This is a genomic window from Labrenzia sp. 5N (assembly GCF_012395805.1).
Classification (GTDB): domain Bacteria; phylum Pseudomonadota; class Alphaproteobacteria; order Rhizobiales; family Stappiaceae; genus Roseibium; species Roseibium algicola.
Genome location: NZ_JAAZTM010000019.1, coordinates 43,792 through 69,129 on the forward strand (window position 1 = coordinate 43,792; position 25,338 = coordinate 69,129).

23 protein-coding genes and 1 pseudogene are annotated in these 25,338 nt (G+C 58.0%); 11 read left to right on the forward strand and 13 right to left on the reverse strand.

Going from position 1 to position 25,338, the window contains the following annotated elements; genetic code table 11:
* Positions 1–15: 15 nt before the first annotated feature.
* Both HEP89_RS20115 and HEP89_RS20120 read left to right on the forward strand, forming a co-directional pair.
* The gene (locus HEP89_RS20115) at positions 16–1,467 is read left to right on the forward strand and encodes a DegQ family serine endoprotease (protein WP_055656607.1); all 1,452 of its coding nucleotides are present in this window, start codon (positions 16–18) and stop codon (positions 1,465–1,467) included.
* 71 nt (positions 1,468–1,538) lie between these two features.
* Entirely contained in the window at positions 1,539–2,780 is a 1,242-nt protein-coding gene (locus HEP89_RS20120) for a replication-associated recombination protein A (RefSeq protein WP_208997915.1), read from the forward strand.
* A gap of 18 nt (positions 2,781–2,798) precedes the next feature.
* Here HEP89_RS20120 and HEP89_RS20125 read toward each other — a convergent pair.
* A pseudogene (locus HEP89_RS20125) lies at positions 2,799–3,632 on the reverse strand (adenylate/guanylate cyclase domain-containing protein); the annotation flags it as partial.
* A 476-nt stretch (positions 3,633–4,108) separates the two neighbouring features.
* Between HEP89_RS20125 and HEP89_RS20130 the strand changes: the two are divergent.
* From HEP89_RS20130 to HEP89_RS20155, 6 genes are all read left to right on the forward strand, one after another.
* Complete coding sequence (locus HEP89_RS20130) at positions 4,109–6,502, forward strand: patatin-like protein (protein WP_168692910.1); 2,394 nt, start codon at positions 4,109–4,111, stop codon at positions 6,500–6,502.
* A gap of 102 nt (positions 6,503–6,604) precedes the next feature.
* Complete coding sequence (locus HEP89_RS20135; protein ID WP_055654709.1) at positions 6,605–7,390, forward strand: sterol desaturase family protein; 786 nt, start codon at positions 6,605–6,607, stop codon at positions 7,388–7,390.
* Entirely contained in the window at positions 7,387–8,169 is a 783-nt protein-coding gene (locus tag HEP89_RS20140) for a sterol desaturase family protein (RefSeq protein WP_031268323.1), read from the forward strand. The genes HEP89_RS20135 and HEP89_RS20140 overlap by 4 nt, the downstream gene beginning before the upstream one ends.
* A gap of 56 nt (positions 8,170–8,225) precedes the next feature.
* Complete coding sequence (locus HEP89_RS20145; RefSeq protein WP_077292687.1) at positions 8,226–9,014, forward strand: sterol desaturase family protein; 789 nt, start codon at positions 8,226–8,228, stop codon at positions 9,012–9,014.
* Positions 9,015–9,116: 102 nt separating this feature from the next.
* Entirely contained in the window at positions 9,117–9,500 is a 384-nt protein-coding gene (gene crcB, locus HEP89_RS20150; protein WP_077292688.1) for a fluoride efflux transporter CrcB, read from the forward strand.
* Between the two features lie 123 nt (positions 9,501–9,623).
* Complete coding sequence (locus tag HEP89_RS20155; RefSeq protein ID WP_035909367.1) at positions 9,624–10,643, forward strand: RluA family pseudouridine synthase; 1,020 nt, start codon at positions 9,624–9,626, stop codon at positions 10,641–10,643.
* Positions 10,644–10,669: 26 nt separating this feature from the next.
* On the opposite strand, the gene HEP89_RS20160 is transcribed toward HEP89_RS20155, so the two are convergent.
* The 3 genes from HEP89_RS20160 to HEP89_RS20170 form a co-directional block, all read right to left on the reverse strand.
* A complete protein-coding gene (locus HEP89_RS20160) occupies positions 10,670–11,176 on the reverse strand; it encodes an ATP-binding protein (RefSeq protein WP_168692911.1) in 507 nt (168 codons plus the stop codon).
* A gap of 47 nt (positions 11,177–11,223) precedes the next feature.
* Positions 11,224–11,394 (reverse strand): hypothetical protein, encoded by a 171-nt coding sequence (locus tag HEP89_RS20165; RefSeq protein ID WP_022998263.1) that lies wholly within the window; start codon positions 11,392–11,394, stop codon positions 11,224–11,226.
* Positions 11,395–11,556: 162 nt separating this feature from the next.
* Positions 11,557–12,846 (reverse strand): DUF2778 domain-containing protein, encoded by a 1,290-nt coding sequence (locus HEP89_RS20170; RefSeq protein WP_168692912.1) that lies wholly within the window; start codon positions 12,844–12,846, stop codon positions 11,557–11,559.
* A gap of 401 nt (positions 12,847–13,247) precedes the next feature.
* Between HEP89_RS20170 and HEP89_RS20175 the strand changes: the two genes are divergently transcribed.
* Both HEP89_RS20175 and HEP89_RS20180 read left to right on the forward strand, forming a co-directional pair.
* Complete coding sequence (locus HEP89_RS20175; protein WP_168692913.1) at positions 13,248–13,928, forward strand: HAD-IA family hydrolase; 681 nt, start codon at positions 13,248–13,250, stop codon at positions 13,926–13,928.
* Positions 13,928–14,701, forward strand: coding sequence for an ATP12 family protein (locus tag HEP89_RS20180; protein ID WP_168692914.1), 774 nt, complete (start codon positions 13,928–13,930; stop codon positions 14,699–14,701). The genes HEP89_RS20175 and HEP89_RS20180 overlap by 1 nt, the downstream gene beginning before the upstream one ends.
* Before the next feature lie 36 nt (positions 14,702–14,737).
* Here the strand turns inward: HEP89_RS20180 and mgtE are convergent, their stop codons facing one another.
* The 6 genes from mgtE to HEP89_RS20210 form a co-directional block, all read right to left on the reverse strand.
* Complete coding sequence (gene mgtE / locus HEP89_RS20185; protein WP_168692915.1) at positions 14,738–16,162, reverse strand: magnesium transporter; 1,425 nt, start codon at positions 16,160–16,162, stop codon at positions 14,738–14,740.
* 77 nt (positions 16,163–16,239) lie between these two features.
* Positions 16,240–16,971, reverse strand: coding sequence for a proteasome-type protease (locus HEP89_RS20190; protein ID WP_022998268.1), 732 nt, complete (start codon positions 16,969–16,971; stop codon positions 16,240–16,242).
* 132 nt (positions 16,972–17,103) lie between these two features.
* On the reverse strand, positions 17,104–17,922 hold the full coding sequence (locus tag HEP89_RS20195; RefSeq protein ID WP_022998269.1) for a transglutaminase family protein: 819 nt from the start codon (positions 17,920–17,922) through the stop codon (positions 17,104–17,106).
* Between the two features lie 28 nt (positions 17,923–17,950).
* A complete protein-coding gene (locus tag HEP89_RS20200; protein ID WP_022998270.1) occupies positions 17,951–18,901 on the reverse strand; it encodes an alpha-E domain-containing protein in 951 nt (316 codons plus the stop codon).
* A gap of 9 nt (positions 18,902–18,910) precedes the next feature.
* A complete protein-coding gene (locus tag HEP89_RS20205; RefSeq protein ID WP_031268326.1) occupies positions 18,911–20,335 on the reverse strand; it encodes a circularly permuted type 2 ATP-grasp protein in 1,425 nt (474 codons plus the stop codon).
* 467 nt (positions 20,336–20,802) lie between these two features.
* Positions 20,803–21,753: an OmpA family protein gene (locus HEP89_RS20210; protein WP_062488563.1), complete on the reverse strand. Its 951-nt coding sequence runs from the start codon at positions 21,751–21,753 to the stop codon at positions 20,803–20,805.
* 320 nt (positions 21,754–22,073) lie between these two features.
* Between HEP89_RS20210 and HEP89_RS20215 the strand changes: the two genes are divergently transcribed.
* Positions 22,074–23,606 carry an acyl-CoA carboxylase subunit beta gene (locus tag HEP89_RS20215; RefSeq protein WP_055654686.1) on the forward strand — a complete coding sequence of 511 codons (1,533 nt, stop codon included), beginning with the start codon at positions 22,074–22,076 and terminating at the stop codon, positions 23,604–23,606.
* A 117-nt stretch (positions 23,607–23,723) separates the two neighbouring features.
* On the opposite strand, the gene HEP89_RS20220 is transcribed toward HEP89_RS20215, so the two are convergent.
* The 3 genes from HEP89_RS20220 to HEP89_RS20230 form a co-directional block, all read right to left on the reverse strand.
* Positions 23,724–24,035 carry a hypothetical protein gene (locus HEP89_RS20220; RefSeq protein ID WP_022998274.1) on the reverse strand — a complete coding sequence of 104 codons (312 nt, stop codon included), beginning with the start codon at positions 24,033–24,035 and terminating at the stop codon, positions 23,724–23,726.
* 163 nt (positions 24,036–24,198) lie between these two features.
* Entirely contained in the window at positions 24,199–24,669 is a 471-nt protein-coding gene (locus HEP89_RS20225) for a hypothetical protein (RefSeq protein ID WP_168692916.1), read from the reverse strand.
* A 120-nt stretch (positions 24,670–24,789) separates the two neighbouring features.
* Positions 24,790–25,266, reverse strand: coding sequence for a hypothetical protein (locus HEP89_RS20230; RefSeq protein ID WP_075282985.1), 477 nt, complete (start codon positions 25,264–25,266; stop codon positions 24,790–24,792).
* Positions 25,267–25,338 lie beyond the last annotated feature (72 nt).

Here is a 25,338-nt window from a genome sequence, read left to right on the forward strand (position 1 = left end):
AAAGAGGCACCCGCCATGCGCCTGGTTCTGACCAGCTTTACGCGTTCCCTTGTCATAGCGGGCCTGGCCGGCCTGATCGGTATGTCTGCTGCGCTTTCGCAGACCGTGCAGCCGTCTCCGGCCGATCTTCGGCTTGTTCCGCAAAGCGATGCGCAGATCAAACTCTCCTTCGCGCCAATCGTGAAAAAGGTCGCGCCGGCGGTGGTCAACGTTTATGCCAGCCGCAAGGTGGTGCAGCGTCGGCAAGTGTCACCCTTTATGGACGATCCCTTCTTTCGCCGGTTCTTCGGCCAGCCCGGCGGGAACGACAGGCCACGGCAGAGGGTTGAATCGTCCCTTGGATCCGGCGTCATCATTTCGAGTGATGGTACGGTGATCACCAACCATCATGTGATCAAGGACGCGGACGACGTTCGCGTCGCCCTGAACGACCGTCGTGAATTCGATGCCGATATTGTTCTCATGGACGAACGTACCGACCTCGCGGTGCTGAAGATCCGGGGTGATGGACCTTTCGAAAGCATCGACTTTGCGGATTCCGACAGCCTTGAAGTCGGCGACATCGTGCTTGCCATCGGTAACCCGTTCGGTGTCGGCCAGACGGTTACCCAGGGCATCGTCTCGGCCACGGCTCGCACGCAGGTCGGCGTAACGGACTTTCAGTTCTTCATCCAGACCGACGCTGCAATCAACCCGGGCAACTCCGGCGGTGCGCTTGTCGATATGACCGGCAAGCTGGTTGGCATCAACTCGGCCATCTATTCTCGCTCCGGCGGCTCCAACGGTATCGGCTTTGCCATTCCGGCGCATATGGCGCGTTTCGTAGCGAAAGCTGCCGATCATGGCGGCAAGGTGCAGCGGCCCTGGCTGGGGGCGACCGTGCAGCTGGTGAATGCCGAAATCGCCGAAGCGCTGTCTCTCGACCGGCCACGCGGTGTGCTTGTGACGGCAGTCTTTGATGGGTCTCCTGCCTTTGAGGCCGGGCTTCGGGTCAGCGATCTGGTGATTGCGGTTGACGGCAAGGAAGTGACCGATCCCAATTCCTTCGGCTATCGTTTTGCAACAAAGATGATTGGCGAACAGACCGATTTTGTTGTCCTGAGGGACGGTGCGGAAGAGCATGTGACCGTGTCGCTGCAGCCGGCTCCCGAAACCATTCCACGGGATACGCGTGAACTTGTCGACTATTCGCCCTTCGAAGGCGCGACGGTCATGAACCTTTCGCCTGCCGTTTCCGAGGAACTTGGAATGGAAGGGATTTTCGACGGTGTCGTGATTGCCGAAGTGAAGCGCGGCAGCACCGCGGACCGTGTTGGGCTTCGCCCGGGTGACATCATCCGGGGGATCAACCGGCAAACCGTCGAAACCACCGAAATGCTGGAAGGTATCACCAAGAAGCCACCGCGTGTTTGGCAGCTCGATATCGAGCGGGACGGCAAGGTTTCACAGCTCATCCTGCGCGGTTAGGAGACAGTGTGAGCGATCTGTTCGAAGCTTCCGGACTAAGCCAGTCCGGCCCGCGGCCACTTGCGGACCGGATGCGACCGACCAAACTTGCCGATGTGGTCGGGCAGGATCACCTGCTCGGGCCGGAAGGCACGCTGTCGCGCATGCTTAAGACGCGGACGCTTGGTTCGTTGATCTTCTGGGGGCCACCGGGTACCGGCAAGACAACCATTGCCCGGTTGCTGGCCAATGAAACGGACCTTGCGTTCGAACAGATCTCGGCGATCTTTTCCGGTGTTTCGGACCTGAAGAAGGTGTTCGAAACGGCTCGCGCCCGGCGCATGAGCGGCAGGGCAACGCTGCTCTTCGTAGACGAGATCCATCGGTTCAACCGGGCGCAGCAGGACAGCTTCCTTCCGGTGATGGAGGACGGCACGATCACGCTGGTTGGTGCGACCACGGAAAACCCGTCCTTTGAGCTTAACGCGGCCTTGCTGTCGCGCTCTCACGTCATGACGTTCCATTCCCTTTCCGCGGATGCGATCGAAAAACTGCTGGCGCGGGCAGAGGAGTTGGAAGAGCGTAAGCTGCCGCTTGACGAGGAAGCCCGACGGGTGCTGATCCGCATGGCCGATGGCGACGGCCGCTCTTCTCTGACCCTGGCAGAAGATGTCTGGCGCGCCGCAGGAGAGGACGAGGTCTTCGATGCCGAGCGCCTGCAGGAAATTGTCCAGAGGCGGGCGCCGATCTACGACAAGAGTGCTGACGGCCATTACAATCTGATTTCCGCGCTGCACAAGTCCGTGCGGGGTTCCGATCCCGATGCCGCCCTCTACTGGTTCTGCCGGATGCTGGATGGCGGGGAGGACCCGCTCTATCTTGCCCGGCGTCTTATCCGCATGGCGGTTGAGGACATCGGGCTGGCCGACCCTAATGCACTGGTGCAAGCCAACGCAGCCCGTGACGCTTACCAGATGTTAGGGTCGCCCGAAGGGGAATTGGCGCTTGCGCAGTCGGTGATCTATCTTGCAACGGCGCCGAAATCGAACGGTGCTTACGTGGCCTACAAGGCGGCGATGCGGGATGCCAAATCCAGCGGCTCTCTACTGCCGCCCAAGCATATCCTCAACGCGCCCACCAAGCTGATGAAGCAGGAAGGGTACGGCGACGGCTATCAATACGATCACGATGCTCCCGACGGCTTTTCCGGTCAGGATTATTTTCCAGAGCAGTTGGGCCGCAAGACCTATTACGACCCACCCCAGAGAGGGTTTGAGCGGGAACTGAGAAAACGTCTTGAGTTCTGGGACAAGCGGCGCAAGGAACGAGGCTGAGCTCGGTAGCCTGAAAGATCAGGCGGTTTCGGTGGATGTCAGACGGTCGAGGGCGCTCTTGAGTGTGGCGATCAGCCTGTCCCGGTCTTCCGGTGCCATCGTGTCGGAAATCTTGTCCAGCTGGCGAGACACCAGGTCGACTTCCAGATCATCCTTGACCGGTACGGGGTCCTTCAGGCCGATTACCTCGTAGGTGGAGACCGGATAGGCAATCCCCTTGACGTTGACTTCACCATTTTCAGCGCATTTGATCTGCTCTTTCACCTGCGAATAGGTTTCGAAGGAGATCAGGATAGAGCCCGGTGTGGCAAGGCTTTCCAGGCGGGAGGCCGTGTTCACGCCACGTCCGATGATGGTGTAGTCCAACCGGTCTTCGCTGCCGAAATTGCCCACTGTGCAATAGTCCGTATGGATCCCCATGCGGCATTTCATCGGTTTGGAGATACCGGCTTCCCGCCAGGCACCCTGGAGCGCCTTCATCCGGTCCTGCATGTCGATGGCCATGCGTACGCAGGCAAGCGCGTCCTCGGTCACACCACGTGTTTCCGGGTCACCGAAAAAGATCAGGATGGCGTCGCCGACGTATTTGTCGATGGTCGCGCCGTAACGCAGCGCAATATTCGACATCTCGGTCAGATACTGGTTGAGGATTGCCGTGAGTTCTTCAGATTCAAGCCGGTCTGCCGTTTCGGTGAAGTCGGCTATATCGGAGAAGAAAACCGTCAGTTTCTTGCGTGTGGACGCAATCTTGACTTCCTGACGGCCTTCGAAAATGGATTGATAGACCTGAGGTGAAAGGTATTTGGCGAGCTGCCGCGAAAGTGCCTCGAGCTTGGTGGATTGATCCGCCAGCTGGTCCTCGACCGCTTCGCCATGCTCGATGGTCGCCTCGTACAGGAGGCGCAGATCTTCCAACTCGGATCGCAGATAGTCGTTCTCTTCCTGCAGGGATTGCAGCGAGGTCGTCTGTTCGGCTTGCCCGGTATCATCGGAGCTTTGGGCAGCTGTATCTACACTCTTGGCCATTTCATTCCGCGTCGAAAAGGTCTGGTCTCATTGTCTGTTTTATAATGCTGAACTTTAAAGAATCACTGTCGGATCCATGAACTATCTTAGCGGAATATACAGGTCAGGCGGGGGAAAATCGTAGCAGGCTTCAGAGCGCCAAGTTCCCGGCAAGCCTCGTCGTCAAACCATGTTTGCATAGAAGTGATCGGGCGGGAGCATAGTTCCGCCATGTCTTGATTGGCGAATGGAAAGGTCCGCCGCATAAAGATAGTAGCCATTCTTTCGTGTTAGGACTTCAACATGTTCCCCACGGTGACCTCATGAAGGAAATCGAACTCAGATTGGCGCTGGTGTTTTATGGCGGCGTTTCGCTTGCCATCTACATGCATGGCGTAAGCCGGGAAATCCTCAATCTTGTTCGGGCGTCGAGCGTTCGCCTCGACCGCAAATCGAACGGTTCTGCCCAGGAAGTACCCGATCAGGAGCTTCCTCCGGTTCAAAGTGCCTACAAGGATCTGCTCGATCTGTTGTCCTCCGTTGCCGACATCCGGGTGGTGGTTGACGCAATTGCCGGTGCGTCTGCAGGTGGCGTCAACGGCATCATGCTTGCGCGGGCCATCACCCACGACCTACCACTCGACAGCCACAGCGAGATGTGGCTGGAGAATGCCGATGTTACGCGTTTGGCCCGGCCACAGGCCGGTTTGTCCCGATACCTGAAGATTTCCATTTCGCCGGTCCTGGATCAGCTGATTTCCACACGGCTGACAAAGCAGATAGAAAGCGCGGAAACGCGCGAGAAGCTGCGACTGTTCATGCAGGCACGGTGGTTCACCCCACCGTTTTCCGGTGAACGGTTCATCAGCTGGATGCTGGATGCCTGCCAGAAGATGGAGGACGGTGCCGTGCCCGGCCGCAGTCTTATCCCGCGTGGTCAGACGCTCGACCTGTTCGTGACGATCACCGATTACAACGGTATCAAGCGACGCATTCACCTGGACGATCCGGACTATGTCGAGGAGTGGGATCATCGCCGGATCCTGAGTTTCCATGCCGCGCACAGAATGCCAGGAGATATCGAAAGCCAGTTCGATGCCGACAGCATTCCGGAAATTGTCTTTGCGGCTCGTGCGACGTCCTCGTTTCCAGGGGCGTTCCCTCCTGCAACGGTTGCGGAAATGGAGCGGGTGCTGGTCGATCACGACCTGACGTGGCACAACCGGGATGCGTTTCTTGCAAGAGGGCTGAACCTGACGTCCGAGACGGCCGGCCAGCATTGTTTTGTCGATGGCAGCGTCGTCATGAACAAGCCCTTTGCGCCGGTGATTGACGTTATTCAGGATCGGCCGGCGGTGCGCGAAGTTGCCCGGCGGCTGATCTATGTGGATCCGTCACCGGTGGTTCCGGTCGAAACGGATAGCACCGTTTCGGAACTGCCCGGGTTCTTCCGCGTGATTCTTGCTTCGCTCGCTCATATCCCGCGCAATGAACCCATCGGCGATGATCTGAAAGAGCTTGAACAGAACAACCGGCGCAGCCGCTGGCTCTCGCAACTGATCGATGATGCGGGGCCGATGGTGGAAAAGGCGGTGGCGGGCATTTTGCCAAAGCGGCGCCGGGTCACACCTGACATTCTTTCGTTATGCCGGAAGCAGGCAACCGTGGCCGCATTCGAGCAGGCAGGGTTCGCCTTTCTCAATTATCAGTCCCTGAAACTTCATTCCCTGGCTGAGCGGCTGGCAGGCCTGACGGCGCGGCTCAGTGGGCTGGACAGTGCGCGTGGCCAGGAAGAAGCCCTTTTGGGACTGTACTCGCGTCACACCAGCCGCCTGACAGCCGAGAGCAAGGACATCCTGGGGCGTACGGACCCGCATGTTGTTGCCTTGTTGCGCGGGCTGGATGTCGACTACCGGATACGCCGGCTTCGCTTTGCGGTGCGCAAGCTCAACGGCTTCTATCACTATCGTCCGGGGTCCGACTTACCGCCGCCCAATTTCGAGGCGCTCGATCAGATGAAGGGATTGCTTTACGAGCAGATCGATCATCTGGGTTGGCGCTGGAATGAACGCTTTTTCGGTGGCCGCAGCCGGGAACTCGCCGAAACGTTCGTTCGGGCTGCGGAAGCGGGCGGTCCGGATGCTGCCGAGCATGTCCAGCCAATGTTGAAATCCCTGACACAGATGATGGGGCTTGCCGATCTGGACAGGCTTCAGGACGAACTCTTTGCCGAGACGGCCCGAAACCTTCTCGACAAGAGCCGTCACACATCCCTGATGGGAACCTATATCGGGTTCGGTTTTTTTGATCTGATCACCTTTCCCGTGTTGCAGCGCAACGACTTCTCGGAGGTGACGGAAATCCTGGTCGACCGCATCAGCCCGACCGATGCGGCAAGCCTTTATACGGAAGGATTCGACCTAAAGGGCAAGTCTCTGAATACGTTCGGTGCCTTCTTCAATCGCGGTTGGCGGGAACATGATTATCTGTGGGGACGTCTCAACGCCGCCGACAGGCTGGTCAGCATCGTGCTGTCTGCGGCAGGCGAGGGCACTTTGCCGCAGATCCAGGTAAACCAGGCACGCGCGCGGATCTTTCTGGCGGTTCTGGAAGAAGAACGGGGCAAACTTTCTGATATTCCAGAGGAAATAGACCGGGTCGACAAGCTGGTCCGGTCGATCTATCCCGATTTCGCTCATGTGACGGAAAGCGTCTGACCGGGTAATATTCATAATTTGGCAAGTCATTCCTTGACGTGAGGTCCGCTCTTTCGCTACGCACAAAAGTGGCCAGGGAATTGCGCGTGGATATTTGAGTTGATGACTTTTATTGCCGAACATTTTGGGACCGGCCCAGAGGTGTTTCTGGGTTTCTTTCTGGTGCTTTACGCTTCCAGCTTGATCGTGCTGTTCACGACCGGTCTGACCATGACGGTGATGAACAGGCGTCACCCTGACCGCAAGATCCAGAAGCGCCAGCCGACCCACGATGCCCTGCGCGATATCAAATCTTCCATGGGGCAGCTGTCGATCACGAGCTGCTGCCTTTCCATCGGCCTCTATGCCCAGCTGCGTGGCTGGACGCTGTTCGACCCTGTTGCGTTGTCCTGGTGGTCTGTGCCGTTGTTCTTCGTGATCTCGTTGGCCCTGCACGATACCTGGTTCTACTGGGGGCACCGGATCCTGCACACCAAGATGTTCTACCGGTTCCACAAGCCGCACCACATGACAGTGACACCAACAGTCTGGTCCAACGATGCAGGCTCCAGTGTGGATACGCTGTTCGCCCATTCCTATTATGCGCTTGTGCTTTTTGTTGTGCCAATTCCGCCGCTGGTTTTCCTGGGCCACAGGTTGTTCGACCAGGTGTCGGCCGCCATCGGCCATTGCGGCTATGAGCATTTCGCAAGCCCGAGCGCACGCAAACCCTGGCCACTGCTGTGCACGCTCTACCACGACCAGCATCACCAGTATTTCGTCTACAACTACGCCAACTACTTTTCCTTCTGGGACCGGTTCTGCGGCACCATCCATCCGACCTATGACGAGCGGGTGGAAGGGTTCGAAGCGCTTTATGCCGGCACCGGCAAACAGGAAAAATCATGATGGGGCTACTCGTCGATTACCTCATCGTTCTGGCGCTCACCTATGCGGCCATGGTTGCGGTCTATTTTGCGACCGGGTTCACAATGATCGCGATAAATGCCCGTCATCCTGACCGGCGGATCCAGAAACACCGTGACGGCATGAAACGACAGGCAGAGGAAATCCGTGCCTCCATGAAGGCGTTGGCGACATCTTCCGTCCTGCTGTCGTCCGGATATTTCGCTCAGACCCAGGGCTGGACGCTGTTCGCTCCGCTGGAACTCAGCTGGTGGTCGTTTCCGCTGATGTTCGCCGTTTGCTTCGTCCTGTTTGATGCCTGGTTCTATTGGGGGCACCGGATTCTTCACTGGCCGTCGCTCTACAAATTCCACGTACCTCATCACCGCTCGATCGCACCGACGGTCTGGAGCAACGACAGCTCGACCACGGTCGACACCCTGATCGAGCATTTTTTCTATTTTCTGGTCTGGTTCGTGCTGCCGGTGCCGGCCTTGAGCGTTTTTGCCCTTCGGTTGTTCGACCAGATTTCAGGCATGGTCGGCCATTCGGGCTTTGAATATTTCGCGTCCAAGTCGTCGCGATTCCCTTCGCCGCTGATTTGCACGACGTTCCATGATCTGCATCATTCGCAGTTTCACTACAATTACGGTAACTTCTTCTCGTTCTGGGACCGGATCTGCGGAACGGTGCATCCGAAGTACGATGTGCTGGTACGGTCCATGGAAGAGACCGGGGAAATTCCGGATTCGGAAGAAACGAAAGTCAAGGCAACCGGGTAAGCCCGCACAGTACTAACATGTGTCAGCCAACCGACCAAATGGATGTATGAAGAGATATGCTCGATCAGGCGCTGACGATATTGCTTGAATTCCTGCCGATTTACGCGGCGTGCTACGCTGTGAACGTGTTCCTGTATTTTGCGACCGGCTGGGTGCTGGTGAAGATACAGGACCGGCACCCGGAGCGGCGTATTCAGCAGAATCGGCGTGGTGAAAAGCGCATGTGGAAGGAAATCCGGGCCAGCGTCTATTCGTTGACCGTGACCGCGGGCTGTCTTGCCGGCGGCATCTTCCTTTCGATGAAGGGCTGGACCCTGGTCGCGCCGCTGGAGCTGACCTGGTGGTCGGCAATCCTGATGTTTGTCGTTTCCATCCTAGCTTTCGACACCTGGTTCTACTGGGGCCACCGGTTCATGCACACGAAGGCGATGTACCGCTTTCATGCCGAGCATCACCGCTCGGTCGCGCCGACTGTCTGGAGTACCTATTCCGACGATCTGGTCGATGCCTTTGTCATGCAGAGTTATTATCTGTGGGCGGTCATCCTCCTGCCGATCCCGATCCCCGTGCTGATCGTTCACCGGCTTTGGGACCATTTCAATGGCACAATCGGCCATTCCGGTTTCGAATTCTGGGCGTCGCCGATGTCGCGTATGCCTTCGCCGATGGTCTGCGTGACTTTTCACGACCAGCACCATTCGCGCTTCCGCTACAATTACGCCAATTTCTTTTCGTTCTGGGACCGTGTCTGCGGCACCATCGACCCGAAGTACGATGAACAGGTCAAGGTGTTCGAACAGATGGGCGAAAAATCGGCTGCAAAGCCGGCGGCTCCCGGCGAATAGGGCTTTCCCTGGCCCGGCAGATTCCGTGATGGTTCACCCATGCATGGATTGAACTCGGCGTATTCAGGGACGGCTGGGACCAGTTAGAAGCGGGGCGACGGTTTGAAACATCTTTTGCTGGTGATGCTGGGCGGTGGTCTGGGGGCGGGCGGACGGCATCTGGTGTCGCTTGCGACGCTCCGTTTGTTTGGGCCGGGTTTTCCTGTCGGGACTCTTACTGTCAATGTCGTCGGCTCACTGGCCATGGGGCTTTTCATCGGTTGGCTGGTTCGCCATGAGACCGGCAACCTGCAGTCATTGCGCTATTTCGTGGCGACCGGCTTCCTCGGCGGCTTCACGACGTTCTCCGCGTTTTCGCTCGACACCTCAGTGCTATGGGAGCGCGGCGACACGCATCTGGCACTCGTGTATGTTCTTGCCTCTGTCGCCTTGTCCATTCTTGCCGTGTTTGCCGGACTGATGATCATGCGCCAGGTTGCAACTTAAGAATTCCTTCCCTTTCGGGCCGATTCCGCCTATACGCTGCGGAACGAATTTTCCCCCCGCCTTGATGCAGGGGCGATGGATGCGCGTCACGGCGGCAGGCCGGATGCCGAATTTGAGAAAAACATGTCCGCGATTGAACAGAAACAAGTGTCCGCCGATGAGGCGGGCATGCGCCTCGACCGTTGGTTCAAGTCCCATTACCCGGGCCTTGGATTCGGTCATCTGCAGAAACTGCTGCGTACGGGGCAGGTCCGCGTCGACGGCAAGCGTGCCGAGACGAACACCCGTATCGCCAAGGGGCAGATGATCCGTATTCCACCTCTCGGGGTGGAACTTCCGGCGGACGACAAGAAGAATGCCAAGCCGAAATCCACCAAGCTGATTGCTGACGACCGCAAGGCCATTGAGGACATGCTGCTGTTTGAAGACAGCCAGGTAATGGTGCTCAACAAGCCGGCAGGTCTTGCTGTTCAGGGCGGTTCAGGCCTCAAGCGCCACCTGGATGGCATGCTGGACGCCTATACCGACCGCAAGGGCAACAAGCCGCGTCTGGTGCACCGTCTTGACCGTGAGACCTCCGGCATCATTCTGGTTGCCCGTACACGTCAGGCCGCGCAGGAACTGACAAAGGCCTTCCGTCACCGGAATACCCAAAAGATCTACTGGGCAATCCTGGCGGGGGTTCCGAAGCCGTTTCAGGGCCGCATTTCCACCTTCCTGGCAAGGAATGACGGCGAAGAACGCATGCAGATCGTGCGTCAGGGCGATGATGAGGCACAGCACGCCGTGTCGCTCTATTCCGTCTTCGAAAAGTCCGGGCAGAAGCTTTCCTGGGTGACGATGAAACCGGTGACGGGCCGAACGCACCAGTTGCGCGCACATGCGGCTCATATCGGTCATCCGATCATCGGTGACGACAAGTATTTCAATATCGAGAACTGGGAGCTACCGGGTGGTATCCAGAACCGCCTGCATCTGCTGGCGCGCCGGATCGTGATCCCGCATCCATCGGGCCATGGCACGATCGATGTTTCGGCACCGCTGCCGCCGCACATGCAGCAGACCTGGAATCTGCTCGGATTTGATGCAACGGACTATGATCCGGAAGTGGATGATCCGGACGACGCGCTCAACAAGCGCTGATAGTGGTTCTCTGCTTTGCCAGAAGCCTAGCTGCCGGCGGCGGGATAGATCTTCAGATTGAAGCTCTCGTCTTCCGCTGGTGGCTGGAAGTGGTTTGAGATCCGGTCGAATTCGGCCTCGGACACCGAGAACTCGTGCTTGCCGGCGGCGTTGCGCTGGCGAAGGCGTTCTTTGCAGACCTCATCCGGCACATCGAGAAAATGAAGCTGATGCTTGCACTCGACCTTGTCGGCAATGGCGCGCATCCATTGCCGGCTTTCTTTCGTGTTGGCATGAAAGTCCAGTACCACGGAAAGACCGCTTTCCAGCAGGGCTGCCACATGCGGCGCTATCGTTTTTCTCAAGAGTGACGAACAGCGGACAAAATCTGCGAGGCTGGACATCTGGTCGGTGTAGAGACCGGACAGCCAGACGTCTTCCCGCAGGAGAATGTTGCCGGGACGTTCGGCAAAGCGATCCGCCAATGTCGACTTGCCGGAAGCAACCTTGCCGCAAAACAGATGAAGAGTTGGAGCGTCGTCAGATCGTAGCATTTGATGGGGAGCTCGCTGTCGGATGTTTGCAAACCTGCTGGACGTAATCAAACGCCCTGAAACAGTGCACCCAGGATCACCGACGCAAAGGTGATGCACACAACGCCCGCCACCAGTTTCCAGGCATCCGAGCGTTTCCTGAGACCAGGCCAGCCAAGCGGTTTGATCACCTGGATCGCGGCAATCATGAACAGCAGCAGCAGGATGATCTTGGTCAAGAAAAGCTCCGGGCGGGCTGGGCGCTATGCTGCAACGGCAGTTGCCTGATTGACGCCGTCAGACCAGAACGTGCTGGCGGCCTCAAAACGATGAAACATCCCGCTCTCGACTGAAAACGGGATGTTTAGAAGGCATATCCAATCCGGCAGTTGCCTGCAAGGTCAGGCTCCGGTGCTCCGCTGAAGTTTTGCCATATAGGTCGGCAGCTTTTCCATCGACGGAACGACGATCAAGGTCTTCACGTGGCCGCGTTTGAATGCGTTCAGGAACTTGTTGTAGTCCTTGAAGGCAACACAGCCATGGGACCCGATGGAGCGGCGCAGCAGACGCGTATGGGTCAGCATGCCGTCACGGCCTTTCATGGCAGCACGGTCCTGCGGCAGCATGCGAATGGCCTCCACGCCATGGAAGCGCCGTTCGCGCATTCTCAAGTTGTAGATATTGGGCGGCGTCGGGCCGAGCATCTTCACGTGCGAAAACTTCGGATTGTCCATCCGGTGTCCAATGCCGGAATGAGCCTCCAGCTTGGTGCCGTCCGGCATGTGAACGGTTGCGGCGCTGATGTCATAGACGGCGATCTTGCTGCCTGCACCGGGAAGTCCGGGCTTGGCGCTGCCGAATAATTTGCCGAGACCGCCGAACACTCCGTTTTCATCTTCTTCGGGATTTCCTGGCGTTGCATAGGCCAGAACGGGAGACGCTTGTTCAGGCTTTTCCCTACCTTCAGGACGGTTTTCTGCAACCACAGGCGCGCTGCGGCGCGGCGGTTCGGGTTTCATGTCCGGGGTCGGCGGCAGAATGGCGCCGGGTTTGGCCGGATTACCCGCAGCCATGGCAATGTTCACGGCCGTCTGTTCAGGCTTTGCAGCAACATTCGTCTCTGCTTCAGCCGTGGTGCCGACGCTTTGTAACGCTGCGAACTCGACGTTCGGCGCAGTGTCATCGGCTGCCGGTTCATCGAGCGCGGCAACACTTGTGTTTTCTGAAGCAGCTTGATGGGCCAGAAGTGTCTGGGCGAGTTTCAGCCTTGCGAGCTTGGCGGCAAGGGCCACCTTCGCAGCCTTTTTAGCCTCGGCCTCGAGTGCCGCCGCTTCCGCCTTGAGCGCTGCTTCTGCTTTTGCAGCTATTGCTGCGGCCTGTTCGGCGGCTTTTTTCGCTGCAAGAGCGGCTTCCGCTTCGGCGCTTTGCCGTTTTTTCATTGTCAGCGCAATCGGGGCCAGACCAAGAGAAGCTGTGGCAGGGGGTGTCTGCGCAAGCGTCAATTTCTCCTGCGGCTCAGTGCCGGCGGCGACAAAATGAGACGGGGCGATCGAGGTTCCAAGATAAGTGGCGGTTCCGGCCAAACCGGATATCACCAAAGTTGCCCCCGCGAGGATCGTATAAAAAGTCCGGCTGGTCTTCCGGGATTTTGTTTGCCCCTTCAGGCCGACCTTTTGTTTCTTCTGAATCATTCAGACAAAACCACTCTGTTACGCCGGTCTTGTTCGACCGCGCTCCAAATTCGTATCCTTTGGTGACAATCTTGCCCCAAACGTTCATGCCCACCCGCCTGCAGCAGTATCGTCGATCATGGTAACCAAGTTCTTTACGATAAATATGCAAGCGGCCAAGAGACCGGTAATCACTCTAAAGAGGCAATTTTCGGGCGGTTTTTCAAAAATGGCGATATCCAAAGATTGAACGTCAATTTGCCGCAGACTGTGGAAGTCTTTGCCTATTGTTGAATTTACCAATCAATGACGTAGATGTCGGTAAAACTTCCAGTCCGGGGCAGTGTCAAATGTGCTCTTGACCCCCGGGGGAAAACCCGGCACATGCGGGCTACTTTCCGTTCGCTTGGCACAGGATGCCCATGTATCTGATCATCTTCGACGTCGACGGCACGCTGGTGGACAGTCAGAAAACCATTTTGCAGGGCCTGCAGGTCGGTTTCGAGGCTGCGGGCCTGCCCATGCCTGACCGGGAAACGGCGCTCTCAATCGTCGGACGGTCGCTGGACGAGGCTTTTCTGGATCTCGTTGGACCTGAACACCAGGACAAAATCCCGGTGATGTCCAACGCGTATAAGCAGGCGAAGTGGTCCCGCAGGAGGGAAGGGTTGGATCTCGACCCGCTTTATCCGGGTGCTCGCGAGGCTATCATCCGGTTGAATGCGCGTGACGATGTCCTTCTTGGAATTGCCACCGGCAAAGCGATGCGTGGGGTCAAGCACATGCTGGATACCCATGATCTGCATGGACGCTTCGTGACTGTCCAGACCGCCGATACCTCACCCTCCAAGCCTCATCCGGACATGGTGCTTCGTGCAATGGCGGAGACCGGAGCGGACAGGACACGAACCCTCATGATCGGTGATACCGGATTTGACATGGCGATGGCCAAGGCCGCCGGCACACATGCCTTGGGCGTTGCCTGGGGTTATCATGATCATGACCGGCTGAGTGCTGATGGTGCAGACAAGATCATCCAGACCTATGGCGAGCTGGATTTGGCACTTGGTGAACTTCTGGATTTCGACAAGGAAACAATGTGATGCGCGACTTTCTTGAAACCTTGCAGGAAGATGCGGCCAAGGATCCGGAGCAGCGGGCGCGCGAACTCTCCCGGCGCGAATTGCCTAAGCGTTTCTACAAGGAAGCAACCCATGTTGCCGTGGACGGCGGTTTCGCGATCCATCTGGACGGAAGGCCCGTCAAGACACCGGGCAAGGCGGCCTTGTTGCTGCCGAGTGAGGCGCTTGCTGCAGCGGTTGCCGCCGAATGGCAGGCCCAGCAGAAGGAAATCAATCCGGCCACCATGCCGCTGACCCGGATTTCCAATTCAGCGCTTGATGCAGTCAGCATCCGGTTTGGCGAAGTGGCTGACGATATCACCCGGTTTGCCGGCAATGATGCGCTGTGCTACCGCGCGGACGATCCGCAAAGCCTTATCGACACCCAAAGGCGCTTGTGGGATCCGGTCGTGGACTGGGCAGGCGGGTTGCTCGGCGGCCGTTTCGTGCTGATCGAAGGTGTCATTCACGCTGCCCAGCCGGAACCGCTGCTTGCCGCCTATCGGGCCCGACTTTCCGACCTGACCCCGATGCGCCTCGCAGCGCTCCATACGATCACCAGCCTGACAGGCTCCGCGCTCCTGGGGCTTGGTCTGCTGGAAGACTACCTCGACGCCGATGCCGCCTGGACGGCCGCTCATGTGGAAGAGGACTTCAACATCGAGCGCTGGGGCGAAGACGCGGAAGCTGCTCTCGTCCGGGCCTACAAGCGCAAGGAATTCGACGCGGCGGTTTTGATCCTGCGAGAAGCGTGACAATTTCCCTGCGATATGGTGTGGAGCGTATTGGCTTCACCCCAAGTAGAACGTCGTTGCCATCAGAAAGAAAATGAGCACGCCGAGGACGTCGTTGGACGAGGTGATGAAGACACCGATGGCCATGGCCGGGTCAATGCCGATCTTGTCCAGAATGATTGGTATGGTGGCGCCGACCATGGCTGCGAGCGTTGTGACGCACAGCAGTGACAGCGATGTGGCCAGGGCAAGGTGCAGCGGGTCTTCCAGCGGCACGATCAGTGAAGCCACGAGTACGAGACAGCCCAGGATCGTGCCGGCGATAGCGCCATTGAAGAGCGCCGCCACCAGTTCCTTCAGCAGGCGGTAGAAGATATCGCCGGACCACAAGGCGCCGGTCGCAATGCCTTGCACCGCCACAGCGGAAGCCTGCAGGCCCGCGTTTCCGGCCATCGACATGGTGACGGGAATGAAAGCGGCCAGGATGGCGGCTTCCGCCAACTGGTCTTCATAGGAACCGACCACCGTTGCAGCAACGCTGGCCCCCACCAGGCCGGCGAGCAGCCAGGGCAGGCGGCCGCGTACTATGCGCAGCACCGTGTCATCCGACCGGGCTTCTGAGGAAACGCCGCTCATCAGCAGCATGTCCTCATTGGCTTCGTCCGACGCGATGCGTGTCAGTTGCTTGGGCGTAATCCGGCCGATCAGGTGTCCTTCTCCGCTGACGACCGGCACAGTGCGCATGTCGCGTTTTCGGGCGAGCCGCAGCACTTCTTCCTGGTCAGTGTCCGTGGAAACGGCAATCACGTCGCGGTTCATGAAGCTGGACAAGGGTGCGTCCGCCGGAGCGAGTAGAAGCTTGCCGACTTCCACTGTTCCGGTCAGCTTGCCGTCGGCATCGGTCACATAAACGGTAAAGACCTTGCGAATGCGGCTGGCTTCCGCGCGCATCTGCGCGACGGCTTCGCCGGCGGTGCAGGTTTCGGGAAGGGCAACGAACTTGCGGGCCATCACGCGGCCCGCGGTGTCGTCGGCATAGGAACCGCGCGTTGCGATGTCTTCCACATCCGGCAAGCGCGCGATCAATTCGTCCGCGACATCGTCCGGAAACTCATTGAGAATTTCGATGGCATCTTCCGGATCGAGACCGGCGAGAATATCCCGAAACTGCTCAAGGGTGGATTCTTCCATCAGAATCGAACGGTATTCCGGTCGAAGCTCGGCAATGACCTTGATCGACGGGTTGGCTGGCAACCACTGGAACAATTTGCGGGCATGTTTCAGGCGCAGCCGCGTCAACAATTGCATGACGTCGACGGGGTCCCAGCGCTTGAGCAGTTCGACCAGCTGCGTGCGCTGGCCCAACTTGATCATCTCGCGCACGGCCCTGAGCGCAGCATCATTGATTTCCAGCGGTTCGTTAGCCGGCTCCCTGGTCCATGCGGTTGGATCAAGCTCGGCGACGTCGCTGGAATTGCTCATGGATACTCACTTTCCGGAAGGGTCCGGTCCGCTTCTACTGATCGATTGTGACGTCCGCCTGACAGTTTCCTGCCGGATCAGACCTCAAATTCCTCAATATCGGCAAAGGCCTGCCGCAGCTTGTCGGACCAGCCCCGGGACAGTTTCTGGAAATACGGGTCGTCCTGCTGGATGCGCACCTGGCGGTCGGTGGAAAAGCTGTCGGTGTTGTAGAGCAACATGTCGATGGGCATGCCGACAGACAGGTTCGACCTCAGCGTGCTGTCAAAGGACAGCAGCACCAGCTTGGCCGCTTCACCGAGGCGCATGTCCGCACGCGTGACCCGGTCCAGGATCGGCTTGCCGTATTTGTGCTCGCCGATCTGCAGATAGGGCGTGTCTTCACAGACCTCGATGAAGTTGCCGGCCGCATAGATCTGGAACATGCGCGGTTCCTCACCCTTGATCTGGCCGCCCAGAATGAAGGTGACGAAGAAGTTTTCCGCACTTGTTGCAAGGGCTTCGCCGTCGATCGCCTTGACCTCACGAACCGCACTGCCGACGAGGCGGGCAACCTGGAACATGGTTTTTGCGGTCATCAGCGTCGCCCGGTCGCTTTCCGCGGACGTGATGTGCTCACTCAAAAGCGAGACGACGGCCTGGGTGACGGCAAGGTTCCCGGCAGAGAGCAGGGTGATCACCCGCTCGCCTGGCTCTTCCCATACATGGAGTTTCTTGAAGGTGGCAATGTTGTCGACACCGGCGTTGGTGCGTGTGTCCGCGGCGAACACCAGCCCGCGATCCAGTTTCAAGCCAACGCAATAGGTCATTCCCAAGCCCTCAGACTGCGCCAAGACCCGTTGCTGGAGCCCCCAAAGGGCAAGCATCCATCAGGCAGGGCGCAGGTTGCCCTTTAATATCTTTTGCTGGAGTGAGCCTGTTCGGTCGGTTTGAAAGGACACTTACTGCTGTTGCTGGAACGCGGCCTGGGCCACATCGACCTCAACATGCAGGTTTTCCTCAAGCCCGCCAAAACGGATCCCCCTGATAGGGGCAGCTGAACGGGAATCCAGGCCCACCGTCAAGCGGATATAGCGATCGGTCGGACACATTGCGTTGGATATGTCGAATCCGGTCCAGCCAAGACCGTTTATCATCACTTCGGCCCAGGCATGATGGGCTTCCGAAGCCTGTTCGTCTTCCAGCAGCAGATAGCCGGAAACGTACCTTGCCGGAACGCCGATGGAACGTGCGGCGGCGATGAAAATATGCGCGTGATCCTGGCAGACGCCTTCTCCTGCGGCCAGCACGGCAGTGGCCGGAGCATGCGTCTCGGTGACGCCCACCTTGTAGTCGACCTTGTCGCGGATGGCATGCATCAGAGCATGGAAACCGGCAATCTTGTCATGTCCCTCCGCGTTGGCCGCCAATCTGCGGATCGCCTGGTTGGATTGCGTAAGCGGAGTAACCCTTGTGTAGATCCGCGGTGGGATGCCGGCATCCGGTTCGTGGCCGAGAATTCCGTTGGTATCCGTCGTCTCGACAATACCGCTGGCGGTGATCTCGACGTCCTCGATCGGCTCGCTGCGCGAAACCATGTGAACCTGGTTGCCGAAGGCGTCCTTGTAGGTCGTCGCCCGTTCAATGCCGGGTGCTTCGATTGACCATTCGACAACTCTCTGGCTCGGGCCATCCTCGGGCGTCAGGCGCAACTGCTGCATGGCGTTGGCGAGTGGCGTCTCGTAACGGTATCGGGTCGTGTGTCTGACAGTCAGTCGCATGCTGCACCGGTTCTGCGGGGTTCCAGGGTCAGGCGAAATTGTAGTCTTCGCAAAGCTGATGGGCGAAAAGATTGTTTTTGTTGATGAAATCCGAGAGGAAATCATGCAGTCCCTGCTGATAGATTTCGTGCATCTGCTTTTCAGCCAAGTCTTTTGCCATGTCCGCTGCCATGTCCAGGCTTGGTTCGCGCGAACCATAGAACTGGGCCAGGTCTTCCGCGGTATCGGCCATCCAGTCGTAGCAATGGGCAAGGGACCGGGGCATTTCCGTTCTGAGGATCAGAAACTCGGCAATGTTGAACGCTTTCAGTCGGGCATTCGGATACGCAAACCGGTAGCTTCTCCGCCCGGACAGGGCACGCAGGATCGCGGACCACTGATAGTGCTCCAGAGAGCCGTCATCGATGATGTCGCTGTCCGGCAGCAGGGTCCAGTAGTAGGTGTCGAGGATGCGGGCCGTGTTGTCCGACCGTTCCACGAAATTGCCCATCTGGCTGAAGAAATAACCGTCGTCGCGCAGGATCGTGTTCAGCAGCGCGCCCCGGAACAGGTGCGCCCGCTGATTAACCCAGGCAAGAAAGTCCGGCAGTTTTTCCTGGGTGATGGATTGCGGGTTTACGTCAGTGAACTCGATCCATGTGGTGTTGATGGCTTCCCAGAGTTCAGCCGTGATGCCGGTGCGAACGGCACGAGCGTTATTCCTGGCAAGTTCCAGGCAGCTGCGGACGCTTGAGGTGTTTTCCTTGGAAAAGATCATATGGGCCGCCACGTTGCGGCCGTTCAGTTCCTCGTATTTCTGCTTGTATCCGGTCTCGCACCCCGAGCAGGCGAGGGCGAAGGTCCAGTGGGTTCCGTCCTCCTGACCCGAGTGGGAGATGATGGCGCCACGACAGGCGACCTCAAGGAGACGGGAAACATTCTGGGCACGCTCGTGGTAGCGCGACATCCAAAACAGCGAAGAGGCGGTTCTTCCGAGCATCTGGTTCTCTCAGTCCTCAAGTACCCAGGTGTCTTTTGTGCCGCCACCCTGGCTGGAGTTGACGACGAGCGAGCCTTTCTTGAGGGCAACCCGTGTCAGGCCACCTGGTGTGATGCGGACCTGATCACCGATCAGCACGTAGGGGCGCAGATCGACGTGGCGCGGGGCGACACCCGAAGCGACGTGCGTCGGGCAGGCCGACAGCGCCAGGGTCGGCTGGGCAATATAGTTGGAAGGGTTGGTTTCCAGGACTTTCCGGAATTCCGCGATTTCCCGCTTCGATGCGGTCGGACCGATCAGCATGCCGTAGCCGCCCGAACCGTGGACCTCCTTGACGACAATGTCCTCAAGATTATCCAGAACATAGGCGAGGTCATCCGGCCGTGAGCAGTTCCACGTCGGAACGTTGTTCAGGATCGGTTTCTGGCCCGTGTAGAACTCGATGATGTCCGGGACATAGGCATAGATCGCCTTATCGTCGGCAATACCCGTTCCCGGCGCATTGCAGATGGTGACGTTGCCGGCGCGATAGGCATCGAAGAGGCCCGGCACTCCGAGCATGCTGCCCGGATTGAAGGTCAGTGGATCGAGGAAGGCATCGTCGATACGCCGGTAGATGACGTCGACCTGCTTCGGTTCGCGCGTTGTGCGCATGTAGACATGTCCGGCATCAACGAACAGATCCCGGCCTTCCACCAGTTCCACGCCCATGGAATCAGCCAGGAAAGCGTGTTCGAAATAGGCGGAGTTATAGATGCCTGGGGTCAGGACAACGATCGTCTGCGAAGACTTCGAGGGATCCGGTGCAACGCTTTCCAGCGTCTGCAGGAGGTTCTCGGGATATTGCTCCACGGCGGCGACCCGGTGACTCTGAAAGAGCTCGGGGAAGAGACGCATCATCGTCTCCCGGTTCTCCATCATGTAGGAGACACCGGAAGGCGTGCGCGTGTTGTCCTCCAGCACGTAGAATTCGTTTTCCGACACGCGGACCAGATCGGTTCCGATGATGTGGGCATAGACCTTGCGGGCAGGTGTGAACCCGGCCATTTCAGGCAGGAATGCCTCGTTCTGCAGCACGAGCTCCGCCGGGATCCTGCCTGCGCGCAAAATTTCCTGGCGATGGTAGATGTCGTGCAGGAAGGCGTTCAGAGCCCGCACACGCTGGTCGATGCCGGCAGACAGGCGCCGCCACTCCGGAGCCGAGATGATGCGCGGGATGGGATCAAACGGGATCAGCCGTTCGGTAGCTTCTTCCGCTCCATAAACCGCGAAGGTGATGCCAAGTCTGCGGAAAATGGTTTCAGCGTCGCGGCCCTTCTTGGTCAGAAAGTTGGCTGGTTTGTCTTCCAGCCATTTGGCGAGCCGGGCGTATGGCTGGCGCGGCTTGTTGGCCTCGTCGAGCATTTCATTGAAGAAAGTGCGTTCGTCCGCCATTGCCTCCCCTTTGCCGATGCTTCGTTCTTGGGCAATCATGGCAAAATTCTGAAAGGTGTCAAAGTTCAATGTCGCGGCGACAGTGCCTGCAAATTAGGCAACGAGCTGAAATTCATCGAAAAATCCTGAGGTTCCCTCAGGTTGAATATATTTTTTCGACCACTGAAAAAGGATTTGAAGGCGGTGTTTTTCGCCGCTTGCGCGTGCAAACTTCGCCAAAATGACGGGCTCAAATGAACGTTACGGCATCCTTGCTGCCAGGCTTGGCCGGGAAAGACGAGGGGCCGGATCGGGGGCGTCTGCTGCCCGTCAAAACCTGCCAGACCGGAGTGGTAACATCTGCTTGTTCGGTCAGGCAGAAGTTGTGTTCAATCCAATATGCACAGTCGATGGGCAGGTCGGGCAGCATGATCGAAATCTGATTTGCTGCCCGGTGCGTGTGCGGATCGGTGGCCGGAGACAGGGTGCTAGCGCATGAGTGTCCTGCCGACCGAGATCACCGAGACGTCGCCGTATTTGCGCCCGGTCCAAACGTGGAGGCCTGCACCGACGCCAAGCATCGGAATTGTGTAGAGACCTTTCTTGACGAACCCCTTGTTCTTGGTGAGTTCGATCGCGGCATGGCTCAGTTCCTCGTATTTCTCCATCGTATTGACGATCTTGCCGATGCCCTTGATGCCTTTGAGCACGTCCCCCAGCTTTCCGGCAATCGCCAGATCGAGGTCCCAATCAGACCATTCGCCCTTCTTGTTGAACTCGCTGGGCGTCTTGACACCATGCGCCACGATGACAATGCCGCCGACACTGCCCCCCAGGCCGCCGCCGATTTTCCAGCCGTCTGCCATGAGGTCAACGTAATCGACATAGCCGTTGTCATCGGCGCTGGCCCGGTAAAGGCGTCCATTCCAGTTGTACCGCCCGACAGCAACAAGATCGCCTGAATGGCTTTCACCGATGCCGACCCACAAGGTGGAAGCCGCCTTTGGTTTGGGCTTCATCTTCTTGGGCGTTTTGATGACCTTCGGATTGGGCGGCGTTGGCAGGGAATGCACGTAAATCATCACGGCACGGAACTGTCCGTCTTCAACGCCGTCTTCCTGACCCATTTCTTCAGCCAGGGATTCGCCAAGTCCGTCGACCAGATCGAATGGGAAGCTGGACAGAAGGCATTCTTCCAGAAATGATTTAACGGCATTTGCCCGCTTCATCGACAGGGCCTTGTTGAAGGCTGCCTTGCCGCTGCGGCTGGAAAGTCCGACGATACTGATGCTGCCGTTGCCCTTCAGCAGCGGTACGACGTTTCTGCGAAGCCAGTTCTTGTGATCTTCCTTGAGGTTCGCCTGGCTGACGTCGAAATATTGCAGGCGCGCGAGCGTGATGACGCCGTCACGATGATCAACAACATAATTTCCTGACATTAATATACTCCGTTAAGAATGGGTCCTGGACCTGAAATGAGATTTCTCGAGTTTGAAAATCGTGCTTCAAAAAAGGGCACGTATTGAAGTGATCCTGGTCTGTCCCGGCGCGCGGAAACGTTAGGGCAGGTTTGGGATCGGGCAAAGCGCGGACATAAAGGCTTTTGCCGGACATTCGTCAAGCGCGTCGTCCGGCTTCTGTGGGCGTTTGGCTGGGAAGGTTCACGGGGCGTAGTTTCCCCATAAGCCCATGTGCTGACTAGGCTCTGTCGGGGGATCATGCTACGGCGTGATCCAAGCTCAAGTTTTGGGAGGACCGGATGAAAGAAGTTCTGGCCGAATTGGAACAACGCCGCGAAACCGCGCGGCTTGGCGGCGGGCAACGCCGCATCGATGCGCAGCATGCCAAGGGCAAACTGACTGCGCGTGAACGTATTGAAATTCTTCTGGACGAGGGGTCCTTCGAAGAATTCGACATGTTCAAACAGCACCGCTGTACCGATTTCGGCATGGAAGAGCAGCATATCCCCGGCGACGGCGTGATCACCGGCTGGGGAACAGTCAACGGTCGGACCGTTTACGTGTTCTCCAAGGATTTCACGGTCTTCGGCGGGTCTCTTTCCGAAACGCATGCGGAAAAGATCACCAAGCTTCAGGACATGGCCCTGCAGAACCGGGCACCGATCATCGGCCTGTTCGACGCAGGTGGCGCCCGTATTCAGGAAGGCGTCGCGGCTCTTGGCGGTTACGGCGAAGTGTTCCAGCGCAACGTTCTGGCTTCCGGTGTCATTCCGCAGATTTCGCTCATCATGGGTCCTTGTGCCGGCGGCGACGTCTATTCCCCGGCCATGACGGACTTCATCTTCATGGTGCGTGACACGTCGTACATGTTCGTCACCGGACCGGACGTGGTGAAGACCGTGACGAACGAGACGGTGACGGCCGAGGAACTGGGCGGCGCGTCGATCCACACCACCAAGTCTTCGATTGCGGACGGTGCCTTCGACAACGACGTCGAAGCCCTGCAGGAAATGCGCCGGCTGATCGACTATCTGCCGATGAACAATCGTGCGGACCTGCCGGAGCTGACGAACTACGACGACCCGGAGCGGATCGACACCAGCCTCGACACGCTCATTCCGGACAACCCGAACAAGCCCTACGACATGAAGGAACTTGTTCTGAAGACAGTCGACGAGGGCGACTTCTTCGAAATTCAGGGCAGTTTCGCGGGCAACATCATTACCGGTTTCGGACGGATCGAGGGCCGCACTGTCGGCATCGTTGCCAACCAGCCGATGGTTCTGGCCGGCGTGCTGGATTCCGACGCCAGCCGCAAGGCTGCAAGGTTTGTCCGCTTCTGTGACTGTTTCAGCATTCCGATCGTGACCTTCGTCGATGTTCCAGGCTTCCTGCCCGGCACGTCGCAGGAATATGGCGGCCTGATCAAACACGGCGCCAAGCTGCTGTTTGCCTACGCGGAAGCTACCGTGCCGAAGATTACCGTCATCACCCGCAAGGCCTACGGCGGTGCTTATGACGTGATGAGCTCCAAGCACATCCGCGGCGACATCAACTACGCCTGGCCGTCTGCTGAAATCGCGGTGATGGGTGCAAAAGGGGCGGTCGAAATCCTCTACAGGTCCGAACTCGGCGACAAGGAGAAGATCGCCAAGCGGACGAAGGATTACGAAGACCGTTTCGCCAACCCGTTCGTCGCTGCGGAACGCGGCTACATAGATGATGTCATTCGTCCGCATTCCACTCGCCGGCGTGTGTCCAAGGCTCTGGCCCTGCTCAGGTCCAAGCAGGCGGATATGCCGTGGAAAAAGCACGACAATATTCCGCTCTAGCAAGAAGAGCCGATTTGCATTCATTCGCTCGGTTCCGGAAGACGATAGCTGGTCCGCGGCAGTGACACACGAGATTGTATCAGGCCGGATTTTCCGGCCTGTTTGCTGTCTGTCAGGTCAGTCCCAACGCGAAAGACCGCGCGGGAACAGCGGTTCCTTGCATTCGAACGCGACAGGGCAACGTGGTGTATCCCGCGTCTGGCCGAACTGCGTGAACAGGACCTGGTTACGGTCGCAGTAGCTACGGTTCGAAACAAACATCGAATAAGTGTACTGCCCCGTGGTGAATACCACGGCACCGTGCTGGCGCACCATGTTCTGCGCCTGGGCACAGGTCATCTTGCGAAGGTCTGGACGTGCCTCGGCCGCCGTCGACATGACAAGGCCGGGAAGGGCAAGCGCTGCTGCGCAAAGAAGCATTTTCCGCATGAAAGTCTCCTGACGTGCCGTTGCCACCGGAAAGAACGCTCTGAAGGTTTAGTCTAACAGAACGGTCCGGAAAGGTGGTGACAGGAGAAGTGTGCACCAACTTGTGGCGCGCAAATGTGATTGCGAGCACATAAATCGCATCGGTCAGACCTCTACCGGGAATTTACCGCGTATTCTGGGCCATCTGGCTGGAGCAGACAGACCACGCCATGGCTTCTCGAACGCCGTTCAGGGAAAAGCCCGAATAGCGTCTGTCTTCCAGTTGCACGGCGAATTTTACCGAAGAGCGCAGCCGGTGCCAGAAATAGGTCATGTTGTCAGAGCAGGCCGGGCAATCGTTGTAAATGTAACCGTCGTTTCCGGCCCTGAACTTGATCAGCTTGTGATCCAGCTCGACCAGGACAGTGGACCCGGGGTCCGGCCTGCGACCCTTGATGCGCACGCCGATGAGGGTGTTCCTGACGGCATGATTGGGCGGGCACCAGATCGTGAACCTTGCTCCGGAAGAGCTTTCTGTCCAGTAGCGCTCGTAGCCATACGCCGTGTCGGTATGCCACTTGCCGTAATCGGCTGCGATTGCCGGCAAGCTCGTGGCAAGTGTCAGGTAGAAAAAAGAAAAGAGGGCGGTGCGCATCGAGCCGTTTCCGTAATCTGTCACCGACGAAAATTACAGGTGTCCTGTTAAAAGCCCTTCAATCAAGAAAGCAATCTAGCGACCTGGCGTGCCACAAGACCTTGGCCAGGCCGCCATACGTCAGGACCTGGGGTGTTGTTTCTGCCAGTCGGTCGGGCAAACGTTACCGGGAATGATTTTCTGGGCGCCGCGCAGGGAAAATCCAGCATAGCTGTCGTCCTGGAATTTCACCGCAAGGGAATGGGATGACCGCAAACGGTGCCAGACATAGCCGAAGCTGTCGGAACACGCGGCGCAAGCCGTTTCCACGTAGCCCTGCTCGTTGATAGGCAGCTCCAGGATCTCGCGGTCCATGATCAATTTGATCCTGCTACGTGGTGGCGGCATTTTTCCGTCGATATCAATATGAAGCAGGGTGCCGTTGATCCGGCGTTTCGGATGACACCAGACTACGAAGTTCGCGCCAAGGTTGTTGGTGGTCCAGTAACGTGTAAAGCCATTGATTTCGCCGCTCTTCCACTTGCCGGCGGTTTCCGCCAGTGCGGAAGTTGGTAGTAAAGCACTCGCAATAATTGCCGCTGAAAGGATGCGTTTCATTTATTTGTTCCCCATTGCCTTGGTAATTCCTGCAATAATTTTATTAAAATTCGGATAAATAGACGCTTTTCC